Genomic DNA, 20946 nt, shown 5'->3' on the forward strand with positions numbered 1-20946 from the left:
CTATATCTCAAAATCTAAGCCCTAATTTTTATAGTATTCAGGTTTTCAACATTAGTATTGGGAAAAAATTTCCTTCATTCTGATTCTTTCCTGATAAGAGACCAATTAGTCTCTGTCGATCATAATATTGTTCTGTACTTCAATAGATTCTTCGTGAATTGCCTTGAATACTTTTTCAATAAACTCCTGAGACATTCCTGTTTCTTTAGCTTTTTGATTTGCGTATTCTGTGATTACTTTCCAACGTTCCGGCTGGAAGATTGCGATATCATTTTCTTTTTTAAGTTTACCGATTTTCTCAGAAATCTTCATTCTTTGAGAAAGAAGCTCGATTAGCTGGAAGTCAAGATCAGAAATTAAAGTTCTGTGTCTTCCCATTTCGCCTTCAAAACCTGCTAAATTAGAGTTTCTTACTTTTAGATTTCCGATTAAATCTGCCAGTACTTCAGGAGTAATCTGTTGTGATGCATCACTCCAAGCTTCATCCGGATTACAGTGAGATTCAATGATAGCTCCCTGGTATCCAACGTTAAGGGCTTCCTGTGTAATATCTGCAAGTCCAGTTCTGTTTCCACAAATGTGAGATGGATCAATTAACATTGGAATATCCGGGAATTGGCTTTTGAAATCAAGAGCGATCTGCCAGTTCGGATTATTTCTGTATTTGGTTTTTTGGTATGTAGAAAATCCTCTGTGAATAACTCCTAGGTTTTTAATATCCTGTCCTAAAAGCCTTTCAAGAGCTCCAATCCACAATGCCAGATCCGGATTTACAGGGTTTTTAACGAATACAGGCTTATTAGTACCTCTTAATGCCATAGCAATTTCCTGTACTGTAAAAGGGTTTACAGTAGAACGAGCTCCGATCCAAAGAACATCTACATCAGCTTCTAAAGCAGCGAAAACATGGTGTGCATTAGCAACCTCAGTAGCAGTTTTAAATCCGTACTCTTCTTTTACTTTTTTTAGCCAGTTCAAACCGATCACTCCTACTCCTTCGAAACCATTTGGTTTGGTACGAGGCTTCCAAATACCGGCACGGAAAACAGATACATTGGCGTTGGATTCTTTAATTCTTCTCGCTGTTTCAAGCATTTGAGCTTCACTTTCTGCGCTACATGGTCCTGCAATCATTAATGGCTGTGTAAGCTCATTGATCCACTCGTTTTTTAAATCTTTTAAATTCATTATTCTAAATTTTATTGTTTTATATTTTAAATTAGTTCACAGCAATAGCCCTTTGATTATAAAATTTAATTTATAATTCTTTTCAAAAAATGCCGTTAATGTTGTTAAAGGAAATCAGGATAATAAAAGGGCTCTACTTCTCCTGTATTTTTTGGAAAGAAATTCAGTTAGCAATACCAATAAAATCGGTAATAGGTTCTGAAATTTCTAAAATAAGAAGCAGAAAAGCTAAAATAACCGCTAAAAAAGTAATTAGCGGGTGCAAAAAAAGACAGATATGTGTTAGTCAGTTTTTCCATTTTTTTCTGGAAATGTCTTTGTTTTAGCGTTTCTGGTTGCAATTTGTTTTTGTTGAAAACTTATTTTTCACAAAAATCTTTGACAAATATATAAAAATTATGTCAAATCAAACTTCATTAAATCATCTAAATCTTTCAAAAGTGGATTTTTCTCGATGAATTTTTCAAATATTTTTCTTTTAGTAACTACCTCAATCTTCAGATTTTCAACGTCTCTCACGTATTCTATCTCTATTGTATAGTTCTGAACTTTTCTTCTGAAATGATTGAAAAATTCTCCACTTATTTTATCAAATTCTACCTTCGCAGAGTCAGAAGGGAACAAAACTTTAATTTTATTCTCTTCTTTTTTCTCCAGTTTAAAGGTTTTTACAGCATTAAAGACGAAAGTATTTTTCATCTGTAATTGTTTCAGCATGATTTTCCATTCTACCTGTAGGTCTGTATCGGTAAAATGGTTTTGAGGAAGATTTTCAGTTCTTACAGCAGTACTTTCTGTTGTTTCTACTTTTTCTTCTTTATTCAAAAAAGAATTGATGCTGAATCCTGAGGAGATTCCTGTTGGTTTTGATAAAGGTTTAGTTGTTTTCTTTACTTCAGCTTCCTGAGCATTGATGGGTAGCACTGATGGCTGTTCCACCTTTGCTTCTTTTTTCTCAGGTGCCGGTTCAGGAATTTTCACTTGCTGTTTCTCACTGAGAAACGGAGCCAGTATCAGGAATTTTTTTTTTTAGTTACGTCTGAGTTAGCAGTCAGCGAAGCCAATTGCATTAAAGCAATTTCAACCGTAAGTCTAGGGTTTTTGGAGTTCTTATAATTAATATCCGCATGGTTACAGATCTCGATTCCGTCAATTAACTGCTGAGCAGTCCATTTCTGTCCCTGTTCTACAAATTTGGATTTGGTCTTCTCTCCTACTTCAATCAGGTCTATTGTTGAAGTATTCTGCGCCATCATCAGATCTCTGAAATGATTTCCTAATCCGGCAACAAAAATATGTGGATCAAAGCCTTTTTTAACAATATCATTAAATGCAGAAAGTACTTCCGGGATTTTATTTTCCTTGGCAAAGTCTACAATTTTTAAGTATTGATCATAATCCAGAATATTTAAGACTTCTGCTGCTTTAGCAAGTGTAATATTCTTTTGGGAAAATGTAGAAAGTCTGTCGAAGATAGAAAGAGCATCTCTTAATGCACCGTCTGCTTTTTGAGCAATCAGATACAGGGCATCATCTTCATATTGGATATTTTCTTTTTGGGCAATATTTCTTAAATGCCCCTGAATGTCTTCAATGGTAATTCTTTTGAAGTCATAGATCTGACAACGGGATAAAATTGTAGGAATAATTTTATGTTTTTCCGTGGTTGCCAAGATAAATATGGCATGAGCCGGTGGCTCTTCCAATGTTTTAAGGAATGCGTTGAAAGCGGCAGAAGACAGCATATGAACCTCATCAATGATATATACTTTGTATTTACCAACCTGAGGTGCAAAGCGTACCTGATCTATCAGTTCTCTAATATCATCTACGGAGTTATTGGATGCAGCATCCAGTTCATAGATATTATAAGCAAAGCCGTCTTCTGAAACCGAGCCGTCTTTCTCATTGATCTTTCTTGCCAGAATCCTTGCGCAAGTAGTTTTACCTACTCCACGAGGACCACAAAAAAGCAATGCCTGAGCAAGCTGACTTTCTTCAATTGCATGTTCTAAAGTATCCGTAATATGGGATTGCCCCACAACCGTATCAAACTCTTGAGGACGATATTTTCTTGCAGATACTATAAAATTTTCCATTGGTCAAAAGTAAGAAATATAGTTCTAATTTGAAAATTAAAAGTTTTCAAATTATCAACAAAAACTTATTTCTGCTTCAATTGGAAAACTTTTAATTTTTACTTCTTTTTACTGTATGCAAAATCAATCAATTCAACGATAGCCTGTTCAATCTCTTTTCTACCTTCTTCTGTCTTAAGGTCGATTCCACAGAATACACTTGCGTTATATCCTGTATAAAGATTAAGGTAATAAGCTCCTGAAACGATAAGAGCCATGATTGCTCTGTGTCTTGTTGCAGCACCTTCGCCAAAATAAGGATCAGAGATATTTCCGAATAAAACTTCTCCTACTTCTTCACGCTGTTCTACCAGCTTTTTAAGGATAGGTTTGTTTTCAGAAAGCTCCCAAAGAATAATCTTCTGAAGTTCCTTGTTTTTCTTTAGGTTTTCAAACTGGTTAAGCACCACCATTTTAGTAAGCTCATGTCCGCCGTCAGAATAATCTACTTCTACGTCCTTATTTACCTGGCTCCAGTAATCCTGAGATTTGATATATTCATCAATCAGTTTATCTGTACTTCCAAAGTACTCATAGATCAATTTTTTATCAAAACCGGCTACTGCGGCAATTTTACTTACTTTTAAACCTGAGTAACCTTTTACTCTTAAAATTTTACCAACTGCAGCAAGCAGTTTCTGCTTTGTTTTTTCTTTATCCCTAATGGGACCCTGCACTACTTTTCTGGGCATAATTTATTATTTTTTCGCAATATGCAATTTTTTATTAATATCATCAAACGCGTTAAGTGTTTTATCAAGATGTTCTTTTTCATGTCTTGCCGTTACACTCATTCTGATACGCGCATCTTTTCTTGGTACCGCCGGATAAAGAATCGGGTTTGTATAGATCCCTTTCTCTATTAATATTCTACCAACATCTCCCGTAAGGTATGGATCTCCAATTTTTACAGGAACAATAGCTGAGCAGGTAATTCCTGTATCTAAACCAAGATCATCCAATCCTTTTTTGAAATAATTAATATTATCCCAAAGCTTTTGTCTCCATATAGGTTCTTCATCTATCAGATCAATTGCCTTTACAATTCCGGCTGAAGATGGCGGAGCTGTTGCTGAGAAGATTTGCTGGCGAGATTGGAATCTGACAAATGCAGCTATTTTTTTATCTGTGATAACATAACCGCCGAGATTTCCGAATGTTTTACTGAAAGTACCTGTAATAATATCTACTTTATCAAGCAGGTCTGCCTGTTCCAGAGTTCCTCTTCCTGTTTCACCAAGAATACCTACTCCATGTACATCATCCACCATAAGAAAGGCGTTATATTTTTTCACAAGATTGTAGATCTCATTGATATGGGAAGTATCTCCATCCTGAGAGTACACTCCATCTACAATAACAAGTTTTGTACGGTACAGATTCTCAGATGTCTTCAAAATGTGTTCCAAAGCATCCAAATTGTTGTGAGGAAATGTTTTTTTATTTGTAAAAGCACATCCTTCATATACACTGGCATGTACTGCCATATCTAAAATAGCAAGATCTTCTTTCTGCATCAGGCATTGTAAGGTAGCACTATTTGCTGTATACCCTGTAGTAAATACTACTGCCTCATCCTCTGTTCTGTGAAAAAAACTTGATATTCTTTTTTCTAAAGCATTGTGGTAATCAAAGTAACCTCCGATCAGCGGGGTTGCTCCTGTACCTGTTCCATATTTTTCAATTCCTTCAATGGCAGCCTGCTTTACTTTCGGATGTTGTGTAAATCCTAAGTAATCACTTGAAACAAAGCTAACGAATTCTCTGTTTTCGTTTGCAATATTTACATTTAATATTGCATTGGTTCCTGAAGTATTCTTCAGTCTGTAGTTCATGTGTCCGTTAGATTCTACATAATCTAAATATTCATAAAATATTTCAGCTCTCTGAGCTATATTAAACTCCGGGATATTCTCGAAATCTTTAATAGTTGCTGTTGTAAAGTTGATGCTCATCCTTAAATTTGGTTTGTGTGGTTCTAAAAACAAATATATAACTATTTAAAGGGGTTTAGGCGTATAAATAAAATTAAATATCATTAACGAGACAATAATTTTATCCTTATACAATGAAAACCAAAAGTTTTTACACATCCAGACTTTTCACCCTACATTTTATGATAGTTAAATTAGTTTTTTGTAATGGAAAATTAATAAAAAAAGTAAACAATAAAGAAATATCAATGAATAAATAATAAAAAAATGTTAATATTTTTCACAACCACCTCATTTATAAAAGATTATTTTTTAGCATTTTCCAATGCATAGCGAATAAAAGTGGACAAAAAGTTGATTTTTTAACGAGTTTAAATCCCATAAAAGAGAACAGAAAACCAAATAAGCATTTATAGTAAAGGGATAAGAAACTTTTTTTTGTTGCTATTTTAGAATTTACCGGAAATCCTAAAGGCTCCGGGAGTCACGCCGGTCATCTTTTTAAAGAATTTTGAAAAATTAGAAGGATCGTATGTAAAAGTACGGGCTATTTCAGCTACAGATCTATTGGAAGTTTTAAGCATTTTCTGAGCTTCAAAGATAATTTTCTCATCATAGAAATAACATGGATGCTTTCCTGTCTCTTTTTTAATTGTATCGGTAAGATGCGTATGAGAAACAGCTAATTCCCCAGCAATTTCATTTACTTCCATAAACTCAGAAACCTCACCGGAAATGACGTCCTGAATATGTTTTTCTAAAAAGCTAAAATACTGGGAAACAATCTCCTTACTCCTTTTCATTGTGTTTATTTTACAGCCGGATTAAATGACAAAATTAAAAATAAGAATTACAATCCACATGGTGAGCTTTTCGGAAAGATTCTTATTGGTTTACTAAAAACAAAAGATCTCATTCCGAGATCTTTTACTTAGTGTTTAAATCGCTTGTGTTTTCAGAATCTTTATTTTAAGGATAAAGGCTTTCGTCTTTGTAATAATCGTTTGCAAAAGTATGAAAGCTATGTAAGGTAATCAAAAAAAGGATGTAGAAATAACACAATGTTTTTGTACAATTTTTACTACAAATGCTAAATAAAAGAAAATTATAAACAACCCCTCGAAATCTTTATTGTATGTTCAAAAACCTTTATAAAGCCTGCAAACTGTTATTATTAATGTGACAGAAATTTGATATAAACACAAAAAAAACATCACTTGATGTAGAAATAATTCTACAAGAAACCCGACTAATATCCGCTTCATTACCAATAAACATGGACAAAATTCATATGAAAACAAATCAAAACATACTGTTTTATCTGTATAATTTCATTATTTTTACGGCATCAAATAAAACTATTTAACACTTAAAACACAAACCGGCAAAAGAATTAATGATAAAAATTTATTTCCAATCGTTCCTACCCTTAAAAAAAACTTCGACTTGTACAAAAACTATTATTAACCGTTTTTTGCATTAATGCGAAAAACATAGATCAGTTTTGCACATATGAGAATCTGGGCATTGTTTTTTGCTTGCTTATATTTCAACACGTACGGACAACGCTATACTTCTACATGGTATAATATTGACAATGGTCTTCCTCAAAGTAGTGCAAAAGCTATTGTTAAGGATAAGTATGGATTTATCTGGATCTCTACGGAGAACGGACTGGTGCGTTATGATGGAAGCTCCTTTATTACCTTTAATAATTTCAAGGTAAACAATCTGCATTTCGGAGAGTTTATCGGTGATCCTGTATTGGACAGTATTACAGTTCTTAATAATTTTCAGGAAAATAAAGTTATCATCAAGAACCGATTTCCTAAAGTAACGCAGCTTCACAGCAGTGATAAAATTGCATTCACCAAAGGAAATGAGTTTGTACACAGGGTTGCCAATAATATTCTGGCTTGTAGTTTTTATAATGACATTCATTATTTTATAAGGCTTAAAAATTCTACATACAGCTTTGGCAAAAAGAATCTTATCACTTATAAAGATGCAAAGGGAGCTGAAACGAGAATAACAATTCCTTTTTCGTATAAGGATCTGAATAATGTCTTTGTTTTCAATGAGGTACTTTATATTAATGACTTAAAGAACAGAAAAACCTATTCTATTGATAAAGGAAAGGTTTCTGTGGATGCTAAGCCAAGTCTTTTCAATGATCCGAAGACCAAAGTATACTGGCAGCAGATCACTAACCAGACTTTTATTATCAATAACAGCAATATTTATCTTGTAGAAGGAAAAGGAAATGAGCTTATGCTGAAATTCCTTGTAAAATACAATGAAATTGGAAGTAATTCTTATTGCTCTATGTATTATGGTAAAGAATTTAACAGACTTTATCTCGGTACTCTGAATAACGGGCTAAATGTGCTGCGCCTATCTGATTTTTATGTAGCTAAAAAGGAAGCTGATTTTTCAAATAATGTTTATTATGCTTCTCTCCCATTCAGTAAAAGTACGATTATAGCAGAAGACGGAACTGAATTCGGGAAAAATGGTGCGGTACAAAGATTTCCGTTCGGGGATAATGACAATTACCTGATGATGTATGATAATGAGGAAAACATTCTGATCCGGAAGAGAAACAGCGTGATCCGATTTTATAAGAATTCAGGATATAAAAAGAAGGATTCTACATTTATAAGACAGGGATTTGAGTCATTTTTAAAAAGCGGAAATCTTTTTGGGGCTTCATTTTCAAATTTTTCGGAAAGCGAGCTGTATATTTACAGAAATACGATTTCTTCAAAGCCGGACTTTATTTTTAATTTTAAAAGTTTTGTCAATACTTTTCTACAGTACAACGGAAATGAAATATTAGTAGGAAACAGTGACGGTTTGTATTCGGCTGTTCTGGGAAGTAATACAATAAAAACGGTATATAAAAACATTCATGTAAAAAGCATTATCAGAACCAAAGACAATCTGATCTGGATAATGACAAATAAAAGCGGTTTTTATCTCTTTAAAAACGGACAGCTGATCAAAATGCCTAATGACAGAAATAATTATCTCCAATCTGCCCATTATATTCTTGAGGACAGAAAAGGTTTTTATTGGATATCGTCTAACAATGGTCTGTTTAAAGTTCCCAAAAGACAGCTTTTAGATTATGCTGAGAATAAAAAGTCTCCGGTTTTTTACTATCGTTTTACCAAAAAAGATGGTTTTTTAACGAATGAATTCAATGGCAGTTCACAACCGAATGCTTATGCGCTGGAGAATGGGGATTTTGTATTCCCATCCATGGATGGTTTTGTATTTTTCAATCCGGATGAAGTAAAAACTTATTATCCTGATAAGTGTAAAATTTATATTGAAAGAGTCAGAATCAACAATGGTGAACCTGAATATTTCCATCATATCCTGAATTTAAAAAACACCTATAAGACAGCAGATATTTTTATTGATATTCCTTATTTTTCCAATCTTGAGAATCTTTATCTGGAGGCTAAAATATCAGGAAAAGAAAATTCAGGCTGGGAACCGATCACCGGAAAAGAACTTAAATACACGATCAGTAATCTTGATCCGGGAGACTATACACTAAGGGTAAGAATGGTAGTTTCTCCTAACGGGAAATATGAGGAAAAATCTGTGAAATTTACTATTGAACCCTTCTTTTACCAGACCGTTTTGTTCAGAGTAGCTGTTTCCGTTATTATCCTGATCATTATTACGGTAATTGTACAGCTGACAACCAATTTTTTAAGAATAAGAAACAAAGTGCTTAAGCAGATCGTACATAATAAAAACTCTGAGCTTAAAGAAACATCTCTTAACCTTGAAGTGGTTAAAAGCGACCTGCGAAAGGAAACGGAATATCAGAAAAAACTGGTAGAAACGATAAGCCATGACATTACCACTCCTATCAGGTTTATTGCTATGCTTTCACAGAAACTGTATGAATCTGATGATCTGGAACTCCAAAAAAAGTATTTTGACAGTATTTACAAGTCTTCAGAACAGCTTTATCAGTTTACTCTTAATTTAAAAGAATATACTGAGCTTTATAAGGCTGAAAATATTTTTGAAGAAGAGGAATATCCTGTGAATAGAATTCTGGAGATTAAGAAGAAATTATTCTGTGAAATTGCCAAGGAAAGAGGAACAACAATCATCAATGCAACTAAAAGTAATGCTTATTCTTGTGTGAATGAAAGTATTTTAACCGCTATTATCCATAATATTCTTGATAATGCCGTAAAAAATACTTTTGATGGAAATATTGTACTTGATATTAAAGAAAACGATCTAAAATCTACAATAACAATAGCTGATACAGGAGCAGGAATGTCTGCGGAACAGATTGACGTTTATATGAATTTATTTAAAAACCCTAAATTAGAAACTCCAAGCTTTAAAGGAAAAGGGTTAGGATTGCATATGGTGATTCACCTGGTGAAAAAAATTCATGCTGAAATCAGCTTCAGAAAGAATGAACCTAAAGGAACTATTGTGGAGATAACGTTCAACAAAAACTAATTTATTATGAATGAAAGAATTTTAATTGCAGATGATCATTATGTAGTTCGTGCCGGAACTGCATTAGTTTTGGAAACTGCTTATCCAAATCTTACCATTGATTTTGCTGAGAACTATGATCAGGTAAAAAAAACACTTATAAACCAACAATATACACTTCTTATTTTAGATATTGATATGCCTGGAACTCAATATAAGAAAATGATTCCTGAGCTGAAAAACATACAAAATGATCTGAAAATTCTCGTATTTTCCGGGTATGATAAAGACGTGGCAATACAATACATCCGCGAAGGTGCCGAAGGCTACCTGAGCAAACAAAGCAGTGAAGAGGAGATCAAAAATGCAGTGAAAACCGTTATTGAAAAAGGGTATTTTTATCCTTCAGAACTCATTGGGCTTATTATCCAGAATAAACGAAATAATCCGGCTGAAAAACTTTCATCCCGTGAATATGAGATTTTTAAATTATTGGCTGATGGAAACGGGAACCTGGAAATTGCAAACAGACTGAATATCCAAATGTCAACGGTAAGTACGTATAAGAAAAGGATTTTTCAGAAACTTGATGTCAGTAACATTGCAGAGCTTATCAAAGTCTATGAGATGATGCATTAATTTCTGTTTGTCTGAGATAAGCTAAAGTAAATTCCCTACTCTATTATCGCCACCTATGATAGGAATTGAGATAATGATTTTTAAAATTAAAAAATAATCAGGAAATTTACAGAACCTTAATTTCTATGAAATTACTGCATTTTAACTGCAAAAATCATGAATCCATTTGAAAAAGCAGATCGGGGAAGCCGACGTTTCCGGTACATAAAACTTTGTATTTTCTTTTCGGGGCTTTCCGTATTTGCACAGCTGTATCTTTTCCAGCCTATGTTACCAATGGCTGCGGAAAACTTCCATGTCTCCGTAGGTGACACTTCTCTTTTGGTATCATCTTCTACCATTGGGATGGCATTAGGATTATTATTTTTTGCATTTAAGGCAGACAGTTATTCCAGAAAGCGACAGATGACCTTTTCCCTGATATCGTCAGCTCTGCTCACAATTATTTCAACATGGATCCCCAGTCTAAGCCTTCTGATTGCGATAGGAATTCTGAAAGGTTTTGTGGTTTCGGGAGTTTCGGCTGTTGCCCTTGCCTATCTTACGGAAGAAGTAAATGCAGCCGTGATAGGAGCTGCGATCAGTATGTATTTAAGCGGAAATACAATTGGTGGAATGAGCGGAAGAATATTGGCAACACTTTTAGCCGGAGAATTCGGTTGGCGGAATGCTGTTCTGGTGATAGGAATAGAAAGTTTACTGCTTGGAATTGTATTCTGGAAGCTATTTCCGGATTCAAGATTTTTCAATCCCCAGAAAACAGATTATCGTCTTAAGATAAAGCAGATGACATTTTTCCTTACGAATCCTTATATGCTTCGTTTATATGTTATTGCCGCTTTGGTAATGGGTACTTTTGTAAGTGTATACAATTACCTTACTTTTAGATTGGAAGCAAAACCTTTTTCTTTAAGTCACCTGGTGATTGCTTTTATATTCCTGATGTATATTTTCGGAGTGTTTGGAACTATGATTGTAGGCAGATTATCCAAAAGATTTCCTGCTAATAATATCCTAAAAGTCTCCATCCTTTCTATGCTTGCAGGAGCCTTGTTATTGTTATCAGAAAACCTTTATACTCTTATTTTCGGGCTAGCAGTCTTTACGCTTTCATTTTTTGCTGCGCATACAATGGCGAGTCAGATGACAGCTCTTTATGCTAAACGTGGGAAATCTTCAGCAACGTCCATCTATTGGCTGTTTTACTATTTCGGTTCCAGTATTTTGGGAAGTGGCACGGGATATCTTCTTCATTCATACTCATGGAATGTGTTTATTGCCTTTCTTACCATTGCCATCGTTATTGCTCTTCTTTTAGCAACAGCCAATACATCTTCAAAGGAAAAGAAAACCCACTGATACCACACGCATACCACATTATATTTATACCCAAAATTCTCTGATCCCTCTATTTTTAACACATTATTAATTATTTATACTGAAAGTTTAACCTAAATTTCATTAAAGACACTGCATACCAACACGATGCAAGGCATAGTATTTGATGATAATATCTTACCATATCATCACTAAAAATCAAAATATTATGAACGTAGCAGATCTTAAAATCAAAAATTTAGTCGAGTACAGAAATCAGATTTATACGATCACTGAAATTTTTCAAAGTGCAGAGCAGGCATATTTTGTTCAAATTGAAAATGATATTCAAAGTATTTCAGTTCCGGCAGATTCTATAAAACCTATTAAAATAACGGAAGAATGGCTTGAAAAGCTAGGGTTTTCCAGAACGTATACCTCCGATCAGAGAATACGATACGAAAGACCGGAATCCTTTATAAAGTATGATATTGACTTAAGTTCCCGAAAGATCATGGAAGGGCTTAAGCTTTATGGTAACGCAATAAAATGCAAATACATTCATGAATTTCAGAATATTTTTTCATGTTTGTTCGGAAAAGAACCTACATTACATTATGGTTATCTTAAAACAGAATCGTAGTTAAATAGTTCTTAGTTGTAGAAAGCCACAGTTTACAAAATAAACTGTGGCTTTCTCTACATTATTGATGTATTCTTTTCTTAACTTTTGAAAACAATCTTATTCGCCAGTTTTAGCACATAGCTTTTCTTCACCTGTGTTAAAGTATACTGCCCTTTCTTGTAAATAACAGTCTTTTTAGTAGCTTGTTTATCTAGTATAAGGCTTCCATGAGCAGCTGGTAAAAACAATTCAGCCTGATTATTATCCTGACTAAAAATCACTACAGCATTTGATTTATAGGATTTTTTGGTATCAGTATCTTTTAACTGTATTTTTTCCTCGAACAATCTTACACAATCATTTTTTAGGACAGAGAAACTATATCCTGCGGAACCTTTACATCCGTGTTCATCTTTATCGGAACCGGCACCTTTAGGAGTAAGCTGTGCAAAAGCACTTGTAGAGAACATTACAACAGTCATAGCTGTAAGAAGGAACTTTGCGTTTTTCATAGTATTTATTATTTAAAGTTGATCTTTAATGGAGTAAGCAGCTGTATTTATAACAGTTGTATGATACGCTATCATTACAAATAGCAAATTTTTCTTCATTTCAGCAAAAATAGTATTTTATATGTTAAAATAAACCAACAACCTGAATATTTATCATAATATCGAGAAATATCTATGATCTCTGGTTAGACAAAAGGACTACAAGTGTAAATTTCGGCTATTTTAATTCCCAATCAGACCTGATTATTTTACCATAATATTTACGTAAATTTGAACGTTATATCCTGCCAATAGGGCACTATAACAATGTTACACACTTTACGATGGACACAGATATTATTATTTCACAGCTTACAAAACATTTCCAGGAAATAGTTCCTTTAAAAGAGGAGGAAATTGCCCTTGTTGTACAAAAACTGGAATTTATTCAGCTTAAAAAGAAAGAATATCTGCTTCGTGAAGGACAGGTTTCAAGACATATGCGTTTCATTGCTCAAGGGAGTCTTTACGCTTATCATATAGATGAAAAAGGTAAGGAAAATATCACTCAGCTTGGTATTGAAAACTGGTGGGTAAATGATTTGTACAGCTATTTGAGTGAACTTCCTTCAAGAATGTTTATTCAAGCTAATGAAGATACTATTATTGTACAAATCAGTAAAACGAACCTAGAGATTTTGTACAAAGAAGTTCCTGCAATTTCTGAATTCTGGCGTCTGAAAATGCAATCGGCATACGTTACTTTACAGGAAAGAACCTTTGAACATTCAAGAGTGGATGCATATACTAAATACAGAAACTTTGTGACTGCCTACCGTAATATTGAACAACGTTTTCCTCAATATATGATTGCTTCTTATCTGGGAATCACCGTAGAATATCTGAGTTATTTAAGAAAAAAACACCTGTCTGACGTTTCTTAAGATATCTTAAGTTTATTCCCTTCCAGCCTGAATAATTTTGCTCACACAATTTTAATGAGTGAAATATGAAGGCAAAAATCATCGCAATAACAGCTCTTGTATCAGCATCTTTAAGTCTGAATGCACAGAAGCTTACCTATACTCCGGATCTTGTTTTAGGACATCGTTCCTATACCTATATGCATAATGTCAATTATTATTTCAATGATCGGATAAAGCTCAACAATCTCACCCTATTTGATACGGAATATACCAAAGATAAAGAAAACATATTTTTCATAAGAAATACTCTTGCTTACAATCTTACTAAAAAATTTAGTGTAAATGCAGCATTTGGAATGAAAAACCCAGGGGCATTCTTCAGCGCTTATGTACAATACCGCATTGCAAAACCTACCTACTCACTCTCCTATTCTATTGGAACTACATATCAGAAAGGTTTCTCTCTTGAGCAATCCGTCTCATTGGAATACATGCCTTATCTGAAAGAAAACATACAGGGGTATTTCAGTGTATTAGCTATAGGAAACCTGGATAACAGCGGATATCCAAGAGGATTACAGTTTGTAAGATTGGGTATAAAACAAGACAAAATAATGTACGGGATCGCTTCCAATTTTGATCAGTTTAACAACGGAAAAAAGACCCTTGAAAATATCGGGGCATTTGTAAAATATAATTTTTAAATACGATAAGAAATGAAAAAGAACATTGATTTAGGGATGTTGATCAGCAGAATCGCCATTGGGTTTCCAATGTCCGTTTATGGAGTAAACAAATTGATCCACGGAGTTGGATTTATTGAAGATATGATGACAATGTATGGATTACCTTCATTCTTCGCCTATGGTGTATTTGCTGGTGAAATTATTGCGCCCATTATGCTGATGATAGGTTTCAGGACACGGCTTGCTGGATTGATCTTTGCGGCAAATTGTTTTACAGCAACTATGATGGCTCAGACAGCAAATATTTTTAAGCTTAATGAATTTGGAGGCTGGGCGTTAGAATTGCTTGTTATCTACATGTTAGTTGCTGTCAGTTTTTTCTTTACCGGAGCAGGAAAATATGCAGTTTCTACCAGCAATAAATGGGATTAAATCTTTGTATTTGAAAAACCCAAAGACACTATTTTTTCAACTGTTTTTAAGGTGTTAGTATTATTTTAATACCGTTATTTTCTCTCGCAGGACTAGATTATGCAGATGTTTATGCTGGGGATCTGCGAGAGAATTATAATTGCCACGATAAAAAATTAAAAAATATCTAACCCTATGTAAAATCTATATGCTTTAAAATAACAATACAGATATAGAGATTATATAGCTATAAAAACCCTTCAGTTTACCTATCTTTACTAGGAATTTAAATAATCATGAAGGAAATAATCGTCTATCAAGTTGACTCTTTTACAAAGGAAAAATTCAAAGGCAATCCTGCCGGCGTTGTATTGAATGCAGAACATCTTATTACTGAAGAAATGCAGCTTATTGCCAGAGAATTAAATAATTCCGAAACAGCATTTGTCTTCAGCGCCAAAGAGAACGAAGACTTCGATTATCATGTACGCTATTTTACTCCTACCACAGAAGTTCCTATCTGCGGACATGCAACCATTGGTGCTCTTTATGCCAAAGCCCTCGAAGATCAGCTGCATTCATGTATTATTAGAATAAATACACAGGTTGGAATTTTACCTATTGATATTGTCCGAAATGATAACGATTATCAGATCACTATGACGCAGGGAAGCTTTAGTTTAAGCCCTGTTTTTGAACAGTCAGTAGTTCAGAATATCATTCAGGCGTTAGGATTAGAGCCTCAAGATCTTGATAAAAGATGCCCTGTACAAATTGCCTCCACCGGACATTCTAAAGTAATGATTGGGATTAAAAGCAGATCTGTTTTGAATCAATTGATACCGAACGCTGACCAGCTAAGCCGTCTTAGTAAGGAAATCGGATGTAATGGTTACTTTGTATTTACCTTTGATTCTGATGATCAGGAAATTTTAACTTATGGAAGGATGTTTGCGCCTGCAATTGGTATTGTAGAAGACCCCGTTACCGGAAATGCCAATGGTCCTTTAGGCGGTTACCTTATTCAAAATAAAATCATAGAAGTTTCCGACGGGAATTTTGAATTCATCGGAAGACAAGGAGAAGCGATTAACAGAATTGGGCAGGTGAAGGTTGAAGTAAACGTTACCAATCAGACTCCGCAAACAATAAGAATTACGGGAAATGCGGTAAGCGTATTCCGTACGATAGTGAACGTTTAAAAATGATATTGACTGTCAGGAAGAAATTTCATTTGAATGTTCAAGTTTCTTTCTGTAGTTTTTAGGTGTTTCTCCTGTTTTGGTTCTGAAAAGATAAGTAAAGTGAGAAAAATTCTGAAACCCAAGTTCAAAAGCAATCTCTTTAATAGATTTATCCGAACTGTGAAGTAAATTTTTCGCCTCAAGAATGATTCTTTCTTTAATAAATTCCAATGGAGAAATCTTATATTGCTTTCTACAGATCACTCCCAGATAATTAGGCGTAATGCATAATTCATTAGCATAAAAAGAAACATTTTTCTGTATTTTATAATTTTTATCCACAAGCATATGAAAACGGAAAGCAAGATTATCCGGTGTACTCAGCGCCTTATTTCCGAAGGCATGCTCTACCCATAAATTGATAATCAAGGCAAGGAGACGTACCCGCGCATTGATCAGTTCCGGGAAAACAACATCGGCAGCAATTTCTTTTCTGATGGCATTAAATTCAAGACTGAATCTGTGATAGGTTTCATCATCAGGCTGTATCATTTCATATTTGCTGTAAGAAGAAAACGTGAACTTCAGTGTCGGTGAAAATGTTTTTAAAATTGCGTCATTGATAATAAGCCTTCTTCCGACAGTATTGGGAGCAAGGTCCCATTTGTACTCTCTTTTCGGAAGATGTATGAATAATTGCTGAGCTTTAAGATGATACTGATCAAGTCCTGTGATGCATTTTCCGCCGTCACATTCGTCCAATAAAATAATGGTAAAACAGTTATCCGGAAAGAAATTCAATGATGCCGCACTTACCTCATCCTGAAAAACGACATCTATTCCTCTGTTGAATACCTCTTCTACCGAGTTTTTATTAATCAATTCTTTATCTATAATCATATCAATCTTTTTTCCAATGCAAGCCATTACTAATTTATAAAAATACCTTCACAATTCAGGCATTTTAAAAGCATGCAAAGATACGTTCTTCTTGCCCATTCGTAAATATCAAAAACCGTGACAGGAATATCATCTTTTCACACAGTTCTTCATAGGAAATCTCATTAATCTGAAACACAAAACACTCCAAAATCCCCTGTATCACTGAATTTCATAAAACATCACATGAGTTTTCACCTTTTAACTTTCAATATTGAGTTTTTTGGGATATCGCCAAAACAATGAGTATATTTGTATAAGGATCTTTTTCCTTTTTAAAGCATGTTAACAGATAAATTCGGAAGACATATCAATTATTTAAGGCTTGCTGTTGTAGACCGATGCAACCTCCGATGTACCTATTGCATGCCGGAAAGCGGACTTCCATGGATTAAGCAGAATGAGTTGATGACAGATGAAGAAATGTTGACAATATGTTCCGTATTCACAGACCTGGGCGTCGATAAGATCAGAATAACAGGTGGTGAACCTTTTGTAAGGAAAAACTGTATCAGCCTTATTGAGAATATATCGCAACTTAACGGGCTTACAGATATCAGCTTAACAACAAACGGACTTCTGACGGAACAATACATTCCACAACTTAAAGAATTCGGAATAAAATCTGTAAACCTCAGCCTTGATACATTGGATGAAGAACGATTTTTCAAAATAACCCGCCGCAAAAGCTTTGATAAAGTAATGAAAACACTGGAAAGCTTATTGAAGCATCAGATTAAAGTGAAAATTAACACAGTGGTTATGGAAGATCAGAATACAGAAGATATTATTCCTCTTGTTCAGCTTACCAAAGAACTTCCGTTAGATGTCCGGTTTATTGAAGAAATGCCTTTCAATGGAAACAATGATTCTGAAGTAGCTCCTAAGTGGAATTTTTCTCAGATTTATCTTCACATTAAAGAACATTTTCCTGATATAGAGAAACTGAAAGATCCTAAAAGCTCTACTTCATACAATTATAAAATACCGGGCTTTACCGGAAATATCGGAATCATTGCAGCTTATACCCGTCCATTCTGCGGGGAATGCAACAGAATACGAATTACCCCTTCAGGTATTTTAAGAACATGTCTATATGAAGGCGGTGGCATTAATTTAAAGGAGAAAATCCGATCCGGAGCAACAAATGAAGAGCTTAAAAATATAATCATAAACAGTATACATCATAAGCCTAAGGACGGATGGGAAGCTGAGAAACAAACCATGAACGCTTCAGAAATTCATCAGTCTATGGCAACAATTGGAGGATAATCATGGAAATAATCACCGTACAGCAGGCTGAAGATATTATACTTTCCCAAATCCAAGATTTTGGAAAAGAACAGATCTCGTATGATCAGGCATTAGGGAGAGTTTTAGCAGAGAATCTTACCGCAGACCGCGACCTTCCTCCTTTTGACCGACCTACAGTAGACGGCATAGCAATCCGTTATGATGCTTATGAGAAGGGAATCCATTCTTTTACAGTGAAAGCCATACAATCTGCCGGAGGACCTTCTATTTCGATTGATTCTGAGGAACAGTGTATTGAAATCATGACTGGAGCGGCTTTAGACCCTTCTGTAGATACTGTTATTCGTTATGAAGATATTTCAATAAATGAAGGCATTGCGACGATAAATATTGATATTAAAAAGGGACAAAACATTCATCGGAAAGGAAAAGATAAAAAAGAAGGTGAAATTTTGGTAAAAGGTAACCAATTGATTACTCCTGCCATCATTGGAATAGCTTCATCTATTGGAAAGACTTCACTTTTGGTAAAAAAACTGCCTAAAATTGTTATTATTTCCACAGGAGACGAGATGGTAAGCCCTGAATCTGTTCCAAGCCCTTATCAGTTAAGGCGATCCAATGGAATAACTATACAATCGGTTGTAAAGAAGTATAGTATTGAAGCGGATACTCTCCATCTTAATGATGATTATGAAGAAATAAAAAAAGAACTTTCACGCTGTATCCATGAGTATGATGTTCTTCTTATGAGTGGCGGAGTATCTATGGGAAAATTTGATTACCTGCCTAAAGTCTGCGAAGAACTGAATGTTGAAAAGTTATTTCATAAGATCAAACAAAGACCGGGAAAACCTTTCTGGTTTGGTAAGAATGAGGATCAAAAGCTAGTTTTTGCATTTCCGGGAAATCCGGTTTCCGTATTTATGTGTCTACACCGATATTTTATTCCCTGGCTGGAAAAATCTTTAGGCATTGCAACAAGTTCACCTCTATATGCTGTTTTACAGAATGATATTGATTTTCCTTTTGCACTTCAGTATTTTGCACAGGTAAAATTGAGTGTCAATGAATTGGGACAGCTCACTGCAAAATCAGTTGACACCAATGGTTCAGGAGACTTTTCTCACCTTGCGGATACGAATGCTTTTATAGAGCTACCTTTAGAACAGAATAGTTTTAAAAAAGGTGAGGTTTATAAAGTTTGGAAATATAATTATTGAAATAAATGCCACGAATGCACGGATAATTCCAGATAAAACTAAAAAGTGTCTCTAAGTGTTTTATTTTTATCGCATAGAAACATTGAATATAGGCTGGAAAATATTTAAATTAAATTCGTGCATTCGTGGCAAAAAAAAGAAATATAAGTATTGAATAAAATGCCACGAATTCACGAATAATTCCAGATAAAACTTATGAAATGTCTATGTGTTTTATTTTTAACCAAATAGAAACATTGAATATAGGGAGGAAAATATTTAAATTAAATTCGTGCATTCGTGGCAGAAACAAATTACTTCAATGGTAAAAAAAAAGAATATATGTCAGAATTTACTCATCTTAATAAAAACGGAGAACCTGCAATTGTAGATGTTGGCGGCAAAAGTGTAACTAAAAGAAAAGCCGTTGCACAAGCGATAATCTCTCTTCCTGAAAATGTATTGAACGCGTTACAGCAAGATGATTTCAAAACAAAAAAAGGATATGTATTTCAAATTGCCATCATTGCCGGAATTATGGGCGCCAAGAAAACAAGCGAACTGATTCCGCTATGTCATCCGATAGGACTTGACAATTGTAATTTGCAAATAGAACTGAACGACAATCATGATATTGTGATAGAATGCACAGCAAGCATTGAAGCCAAAACTGGTGTAGAAATGGAAGCCCTTACCGGAGCTTCAGTTGCTGCATTAACCATTTATGACATGTGTAAGGCATTGAGTCATGATATTGTGATTAAAGAAATAAAACTTATAGAAAAAACAGGTGGAAAAAATGATTTCAGAAGAGCATAATACAATTCCTGCCATCAATGGATTGGTACTCGCTGGTGGAAAAAGCAGAAGGATGGGACAGGCAAAAGATCTCCTTCAATGGCATGGAAAGGAACAACGTTATTTTGCAGCGGATTTGCTGGCTCCCTTTTGTGATGAGGTTTTTATTTCCTGCAGACAGGATCAGCTGGAAAATTTTGATCCTCAATATCATGCACTGACTGACACTTTTCTGAATATGGGACCTTTTGGAGGAATTCTTTCTGCATTGCGTTCCCAAAGGGATAAGGCTTGGCTTGTTGTGGCATGTGATCTCCCGCTTTTGGATCAGAAGTCTTTGGAGTTTTTATTACAGTCGCGAGATCCTGAAAGAGCGGCTACCACTTATGAAAGTCCTTTTGATGGATTACCCGAACCTTTGATTACAATCTGGGAACCTAAAAGCTATCCTCTGCTCCTTAATTTTTTAGGAATAGGAAACACCTGCCCGAGAAAGGTACTTATGAATAGTGACACTCTTATTTTAAAACCTGATAACCCAGAAGCTTTAATGAATGTAAATACTCCGGAGGAAGCTAAAAAAGCACAGCAGATCCTGAAACGCTGATGTAACGAATTGCAGTAGTTTTATGCTTAATTGTTGGAAACCACAAAGGCGCAAAGATTTTTGATTTTTATAGTGCTTTAAAGCGCAAGAAAATCCAATTTTTTTAGTAATTTTTTATTCCACGG

Annotated in this window: 20 protein-coding genes; 12 read left to right on the forward strand and 8 right to left on the reverse strand. The window is 34.6% G+C overall.

Annotated elements, in window-relative coordinates:
• Positions 1-105 precede the first annotated feature (105 nt).
• The 6 genes from AC5YGG_RS06280 to AC5YGG_RS06305 form a co-directional block, all read right to left on the reverse strand.
• Entirely contained in the window at positions 106-1188 is a 1083-nt protein-coding gene (locus tag AC5YGG_RS06280) for a chorismate mutase (protein WP_496143631.1), read from the reverse strand.
• 396 nt (positions 1189-1584) lie between these two features.
• Positions 1585-2169: a DUF8439 domain-containing protein gene (locus AC5YGG_RS06285; protein WP_496143632.1), complete on the reverse strand. Its 585-nt coding sequence runs from the start codon at positions 2167-2169 to the stop codon at positions 1585-1587.
• A 32-nt stretch (positions 2170-2201) separates the two neighbouring features.
• Positions 2202-3287: a DNA polymerase III subunit gamma/tau gene (gene dnaX / locus AC5YGG_RS06290; RefSeq protein ID WP_065394727.1), complete on the reverse strand. Its 1086-nt coding sequence runs from the start codon at positions 3285-3287 to the stop codon at positions 2202-2204.
• 98 nt (positions 3288-3385) lie between these two features.
• Positions 3386-4018: a TetR/AcrR family transcriptional regulator gene (locus AC5YGG_RS06295; protein WP_496143633.1), complete on the reverse strand. Its 633-nt coding sequence runs from the start codon at positions 4016-4018 to the stop codon at positions 3386-3388.
• A gap of 6 nt (positions 4019-4024) precedes the next feature.
• Positions 4025-5281, reverse strand: coding sequence for an aminotransferase class I/II-fold pyridoxal phosphate-dependent enzyme (locus tag AC5YGG_RS06300; protein ID WP_496143635.1), 1257 nt, complete (start codon positions 5279-5281; stop codon positions 4025-4027).
• Between the two features lie 428 nt (positions 5282-5709).
• Positions 5710-6063, reverse strand: coding sequence for a helix-turn-helix domain-containing protein (locus AC5YGG_RS06305; RefSeq protein ID WP_496143636.1), 354 nt, complete (start codon positions 6061-6063; stop codon positions 5710-5712).
• A 709-nt stretch (positions 6064-6772) separates the two neighbouring features.
• Between AC5YGG_RS06305 and AC5YGG_RS06310 the strand changes: the two genes are divergently transcribed.
• From AC5YGG_RS06310 to AC5YGG_RS06325, 4 genes are all read left to right on the forward strand, one after another.
• Positions 6773-9763, forward strand: coding sequence for a sensor histidine kinase (locus AC5YGG_RS06310; protein ID WP_496143637.1), 2991 nt, complete (start codon positions 6773-6775; stop codon positions 9761-9763).
• A gap of 6 nt (positions 9764-9769) precedes the next feature.
• Entirely contained in the window at positions 9770-10381 is a 612-nt protein-coding gene (locus tag AC5YGG_RS06315) for a response regulator (RefSeq protein ID WP_496143639.1), read from the forward strand.
• A 156-nt stretch (positions 10382-10537) separates the two neighbouring features.
• A complete protein-coding gene (locus AC5YGG_RS06320; RefSeq protein WP_496143640.1) occupies positions 10538-11740 on the forward strand; it encodes an MFS transporter in 1203 nt (400 codons plus the stop codon).
• Positions 11741-11927: 187 nt separating this feature from the next.
• Positions 11928-12341: a hypothetical protein gene (locus AC5YGG_RS06325; protein ID WP_496143641.1), complete on the forward strand. Its 414-nt coding sequence runs from the start codon at positions 11928-11930 to the stop codon at positions 12339-12341.
• 80 nt (positions 12342-12421) lie between these two features.
• Here AC5YGG_RS06325 and AC5YGG_RS06330 read toward each other — a convergent pair whose 3' ends face one another.
• Positions 12422-12835: a hypothetical protein gene (locus AC5YGG_RS06330; RefSeq protein ID WP_496143643.1), complete on the reverse strand. Its 414-nt coding sequence runs from the start codon at positions 12833-12835 to the stop codon at positions 12422-12424.
• 323 nt (positions 12836-13158) lie between these two features.
• On the opposite strand from AC5YGG_RS06330, the gene AC5YGG_RS06335 reads away from it, so the two are divergent.
• From AC5YGG_RS06335 to AC5YGG_RS06350, 4 genes are all read left to right on the forward strand, one after another.
• The gene (locus AC5YGG_RS06335) at positions 13159-13758 is read left to right on the forward strand and encodes a Crp/Fnr family transcriptional regulator (RefSeq protein WP_496143644.1); all 600 of its coding nucleotides are present in this window, start codon (positions 13159-13161) and stop codon (positions 13756-13758) included.
• A 65-nt stretch (positions 13759-13823) separates the two neighbouring features.
• Positions 13824-14444, forward strand: coding sequence for a hypothetical protein (locus tag AC5YGG_RS06340; RefSeq protein ID WP_496143645.1), 621 nt, complete (start codon positions 13824-13826; stop codon positions 14442-14444).
• A 12-nt stretch (positions 14445-14456) separates the two neighbouring features.
• A complete protein-coding gene (locus tag AC5YGG_RS06345) occupies positions 14457-14858 on the forward strand; it encodes a DoxX family protein (protein WP_496143646.1) in 402 nt (133 codons plus the stop codon).
• Positions 14859-15133: 275 nt separating this feature from the next.
• Complete coding sequence (locus AC5YGG_RS06350) at positions 15134-16039, forward strand: PhzF family isomerase (RefSeq protein WP_496143647.1); 906 nt, start codon at positions 15134-15136, stop codon at positions 16037-16039.
• A 15-nt stretch (positions 16040-16054) separates the two neighbouring features.
• Here AC5YGG_RS06350 and AC5YGG_RS06355 read toward each other — a convergent pair whose 3' ends face one another.
• Positions 16055-16921, reverse strand: a complete 867-nt coding sequence (locus AC5YGG_RS06355; RefSeq protein ID WP_496143648.1) for a helix-turn-helix domain-containing protein — start codon at positions 16919-16921, stop codon at positions 16055-16057.
• 321 nt (positions 16922-17242) lie between these two features.
• Here AC5YGG_RS06355 and moaA point away from each other — a divergent pair, with 321 nt between their 5' ends.
• From moaA to AC5YGG_RS06375, 4 genes are all read left to right on the forward strand, one after another.
• Positions 17243-18232, forward strand: a complete 990-nt coding sequence (gene moaA / locus AC5YGG_RS06360; protein ID WP_496143649.1) for a GTP 3',8-cyclase MoaA — start codon at positions 17243-17245, stop codon at positions 18230-18232.
• A gap of 2 nt (positions 18233-18234) precedes the next feature.
• Positions 18235-19437, forward strand: a complete 1203-nt coding sequence (locus tag AC5YGG_RS06365) for a molybdopterin molybdotransferase MoeA (protein WP_496143650.1) — start codon at positions 18235-18237, stop codon at positions 19435-19437.
• A gap of 321 nt (positions 19438-19758) precedes the next feature.
• Entirely contained in the window at positions 19759-20235 is a 477-nt protein-coding gene (gene moaC / locus AC5YGG_RS06370; protein WP_496143651.1) for a cyclic pyranopterin monophosphate synthase MoaC, read from the forward strand.
• Positions 20216-20821, forward strand: a complete 606-nt coding sequence (locus AC5YGG_RS06375; protein WP_496143652.1) for an NTP transferase domain-containing protein — start codon at positions 20216-20218, stop codon at positions 20819-20821. Before moaC ends, AC5YGG_RS06375 begins: the two co-directional genes overlap by 20 nt.
• Positions 20822-20946 lie beyond the last annotated feature (125 nt).

Source organism: Chryseobacterium sp. CS2K3 (genome assembly GCF_059515185.1).